Raw genomic sequence first — 3,885 nt, forward strand, 5'->3', positions numbered from 1 at the left:
ATTGTTCTATGCCCAGAATGTGATGCAAATATGATAATCAAAGGACGATGAGATTATCATATTTGCTTGGCATAAGGGTTTTTACTCGACCGTAGGGAGATTTTGTTCTTCATAGTATATGAGTAATAACCGTTTGATATGGTCAATATACCTAATAAGAGTAATACAATTGGCATTGCAATTTTCATATTAATGATATTAAATAAAGCTAAAAACGATAATATAATAATGATTACTGAAATCAATATTTTTATAACTTTTATTTCTTTCAAATTATCAGATCCCCATTTCATTCACAATAAACTAGAATTATGTAGTAATTATAGTTTATTTTTATGCTTATGAAAACATAAATTTTAAACATGTTAAACTCAAATCAGTGATTAACGTGTAATCTTTTGATTTGAAAAACTAAAGTACGAAAAGCACTAAATATATTATATATATTTAAGCATCTCTTACTTTGTAGATTTTTTAGAATATTTAAATTGAATAAACATTCTAAATATGGATTTCAATAAAATTATCAAAAAAAAACATAAAGACGTATTTTCAAAAGAAAATACTTTAGCATACAATAAAAGACTTAACGTTAATAATAAAAATCCTACTATTAAAGAACTTATTTTGTAAGATTTTAAATATCCCTTTTTATTTTCAATTTTAGTATTTGTAGTTAAAGCATATCTAAGCATATCAAAATTTGTTTCTGTTCTCGTTATTCCATGCAGAATAATGCACAATCCCGCTATAACCATCAACAGTATAAATATATTATTCATAATAATACCACTCCTCTTAGTTTCTAATATTATAAACATTTAATAATAATAATAATAACAGTTGCCTTTTAACTAAACTTTGTTTCAACTTTTACTATAAGTTTATCTTCATTCAATTATATACAATATTAATATAAATAGTGTTAGAATAAGAATCTTAACAGAAAATTATCTTAATATTACACATCTTAAGCTTTATATTTAGTAAAGGATGTTTTAGGTGGTAGAGTAGATTTAAGATTTTATAATATTAAAAGTAAACCGTTCAATAATTATTGACGATGCTGAGATGAGGCGTTATTTGTCAGTTTGGAAATGTAGGAACTTATGCAGGGCAAACCATAACTATATATCTTTGCTGATTTCAGAGATGAAGTCACTATTTAAATTTTTAATCATAATATAATATCAATAATATTGTTTGATTTAATAATTTTAAAATAATTTTAAAATAACTTTTTTATAGAACAATATTTGTTAATCCCTATAAATGAATTATAAAATTGGAGGATTATAAAATGGTATTATTAAAAATTGGAAGCACAGGTGCTGACGTAAAGAAGCTTCAAACATCATTGGTTAAACTTGGATTTAATTCAGAACCAATAGATGGAGTATTCGGTCCTAAAACCGATGCAGCAGTTAGAGCATTTCAGAAAGATTATGGATTAGTTGTGGATGGAATCGTCGAAAAAAATACCTGGGCTGCTATTGATAAAGCCCTACAGCAAAAAACATATTTTGGTACATTAATTTATACAGTATTTCGGGGAGATAATCTCATTACTATTGCTCATAATTTCAACTCCACATTAGAAAATGTATTAAAGTTCAACAAAATTTCCAATCCTGATCTTATTAAACTAGGGCAAAAAATCGTTATACCATTGTCACCTCCGGAGGCAATAATTTATACTGTTAAATCTGGAGATTCACTTGACAATATTGCGATTAAATTTGGAACCATTGTTAAAAATCTAGCTATATATAATTACTTGTTCGCCCCATATAATATTTATCGTAAACAACAGCTGGTAGTCACCGCATCATTGAAGTAATGTCTTGGCCGGGTTAATACCGGCCCCATCTTGTTGATGGAAATTACGGAACATGAGGTAGACTGGGCATATGAGGTGTGGAAAAATAAAAAGAGTACGTCGGGGATTAAAAGCTTTAGAACCACTAGATACAGTTAAATTAGCGGAGTCATCTCATGATTATTATACGGCAGCTCCCTATGATGAGATGATAAATTACTATTTAATTTGTTGCAACTACACGAAAAACATATAAAGTAGTTCCATTAGTGTAATTAGATCTAGTAAAGTTATCTCCATTAATAGTGTATCTTAAATACTTCCGTTATTAATAGCTATTATTTTATCTGCAATTTGTTGGTTCATCTAAAATTAATATTTCTGGAGAATAATCATTCACGCTTCTTTTCTGTATAAATATATTTTATTATAAATACGTCTAAAACATTATACTAACAATCTTTCTACACGCTTCAATCATATTCTTTTTACATTAGTGTGGTAAATCAAAATAACGTATAATTAAATCTTTTAGAAAAATAAGGAGAAATTATATAAGCATTGCAGGAAATCCTATAAATACATTCTTAAATTCTGCAGAAGATTTCTTTTATAGAGATAATTCACATTACTGATTAAAACAAGAACTAGGTGAATTTATAAAAAATCCTGAATTTATAGTTTATTTTAAAGATATTATTAAAACTGTTTATTAGAGGTTAATGAAAAAAGGCTAAGACAAGAACTTACGGCTGAGGATTTATCCTCAGAGGATTATGACTTTAATACATTATTTGTGGATTACGAGAAGCAAAAGCTAGAAAGTGACCTTGAAAGAGGATCTAAGAAGGTATTAAAGAAAGTTCAAAAGTAAATAAGAAGTAGTAGCAATACGTAGCAACGTAAGTTAATGTGCCATATGTGTAGATTAGTAATAGAACAAACCTGCAATTCATGTCTGAACTGCAGGTTTGTTCTATAATTAGATATTTATTTAAAGTTTATTAGTAAAACAAACTATTTTACAAGAGTTATGAACAGTTTTATAAATTTAAAATGCCATTGACCTTTATATTAGTCAATGATATAATTAAAGTTATCATATTTATACAAGTTAATATAAATATCAACAATACTATCATCTATAGTTTACCACAACGAAATGTAGTTGTCAATAGTTTTGAAAATAATTAAAATAATTGAAAGGAAGTAGAAAATGGATAATAATTTTATGATGATTCCAACTGGAATGATTAACAAACTAGCAATTACAGAAATCATAAATTGTAATGAAGCAACATCCCGTTATGGATTGGTGCTTTCTGGGCTAGAGGCAAAAGAACTTGTTGCAACCCGCGCAGAATCATTAAGTAGCAATGGACGAATTGAATTCTCAGGTGGGATTATAAATAAACTCATTATGGAGTTTTGTGACTCCTCTTTTATTTCTCAATTCAACTATGCTATCACTTTAAATGAGTTGATAGAAACCTTCTATTGTTTTAAAAATGAAACACTTGATGAAATTAGTGATGATGACCTGATTTTATTGATGAAGAAGTATTTTGATGGAAACTGTAAGGGCTCTATCGAATTATTACAAAATAGAGAGTTAGAAACTTTGGCACACAATATCCGATATGGAATTAATGATTACGAAGATGTATATGAAGATAGGAAAAATTTTTATTGTGAGGAGGATCATGATGAATAGTATTGAAAAACAATATTTAATTAAAAAGGAAAAGCTTAATCAAAAATGTTATTTACAGTCTATTTTAGAGGAAGCCTATAGACTCAAGCTATTAACTGACTCTGAACTTGAGAATATTCAAATGCAAAGCATACAGCTTTTAGCAAAGCAGACAGAGCGTTACACAAGTGGAGATAGTAGTTCTGTAAAAGTAGAAACCGCTGAGAGTATTCTGCAATCAATCTTTTATGGTATTGGAGTTTATCTGTAGACGTGTAGTTTAATATATCCTAATAATATAAGTAACTTGCAAATTTAAGTAACCCTTAAAATATAAAAAGGATAAAGGAATATGTTAATTAAATTTAACATT

General features: G+C 27.5%; 6 protein-coding genes. 4 read left to right on the top strand and 2 right to left on the bottom strand.

The features are described 5' to 3' along the window. Nucleotides 1-56 precede the first annotated feature (56 nt). The gene (locus KPL38_RS18520; protein ID WP_216290611.1) at nt 57-272 is read right to left on the bottom strand and encodes a DUF6637 family protein; all 216 of its coding nucleotides are present in this window, start codon (nt 270-272) and stop codon (nt 57-59) included. Nucleotides 273-458: 186 nt separating this feature from the next. After that, the gene (locus KPL38_RS18525; RefSeq protein WP_216290612.1) at nt 459-782 is read right to left on the bottom strand and encodes a hypothetical protein; all 324 of its coding nucleotides are present in this window, start codon (nt 780-782) and stop codon (nt 459-461) included. Between the two features lie 518 nt (nt 783-1,300). On the opposite strand from KPL38_RS18525, the gene KPL38_RS18530 reads away from it, so the two are divergent. From KPL38_RS18530 to KPL38_RS18545, 4 genes are all read left to right on the top strand, one after another. Continuing rightward, nucleotides 1,301-1,840 carry a peptidoglycan-binding domain-containing protein gene (locus KPL38_RS18530; protein ID WP_216290613.1) on the top strand — a complete coding sequence of 180 codons (540 nt, stop codon included), beginning with the start codon at nt 1,301-1,303 and terminating at the stop codon, nt 1,838-1,840. Between the two features lie 70 nt (nt 1,841-1,910). Beyond that, nucleotides 1,911-2,075, top strand: a complete 165-nt coding sequence (locus KPL38_RS18535) for a hypothetical protein (protein ID WP_216290614.1) — start codon at nt 1,911-1,913, stop codon at nt 2,073-2,075. 975 nt (nt 2,076-3,050) lie between these two features. Beyond that, the gene (locus KPL38_RS18540; protein WP_246578039.1) at nt 3,051-3,533 is read left to right on the top strand and encodes a DUF6323 family protein; all 483 of its coding nucleotides are present in this window, start codon (nt 3,051-3,053) and stop codon (nt 3,531-3,533) included. Beyond that, a complete protein-coding gene (locus KPL38_RS18545; protein WP_216290616.1) occupies nt 3,526-3,783 on the top strand; it encodes a DUF6179 domain-containing protein in 258 nt (85 codons plus the stop codon). Before KPL38_RS18540 ends, KPL38_RS18545 begins: the two co-directional genes overlap by 8 nt. The last annotated feature ends 102 nt before the right edge of the window (nt 3,784-3,885 follow it).

Source organism: Clostridium psychrophilum (assembly GCF_018861705.1).
GTDB lineage: Bacteria > Bacillota > Clostridia > Clostridiales > Clostridiaceae > Clostridium_AD > Clostridium_AD psychrophilum.

Excerpts from the sequence above, each read along its gene's own strand:
- KPL38_RS18535 (WP_216290614.1), top strand. The coding sequence starts at position 1,911 with ATGAGGTGTGGAAAAATAAAAAGAGTACGTCGGGGATTAAAAGCTTTA.
- KPL38_RS18525 (WP_216290612.1), bottom strand. The coding sequence starts at position 782 with ATGAATAATATATTTATACTGTTGATGGTTATAGCGGGATTGTGCATT.
- KPL38_RS18545 (WP_216290616.1), top strand. The coding sequence starts at position 3,526 with ATGAATAGTATTGAAAAACAATATTTAATTAAAAAGGAAAAGCTTAAT.
- KPL38_RS18540 (WP_246578039.1), top strand. The coding sequence starts at position 3,051 with ATGATGATTCCAACTGGAATGATTAACAAACTAGCAATTACAGAAATC.
- KPL38_RS18530 (WP_216290613.1), top strand. The coding sequence starts at position 1,301 with ATGGTATTATTAAAAATTGGAAGCACAGGTGCTGACGTAAAGAAGCTT.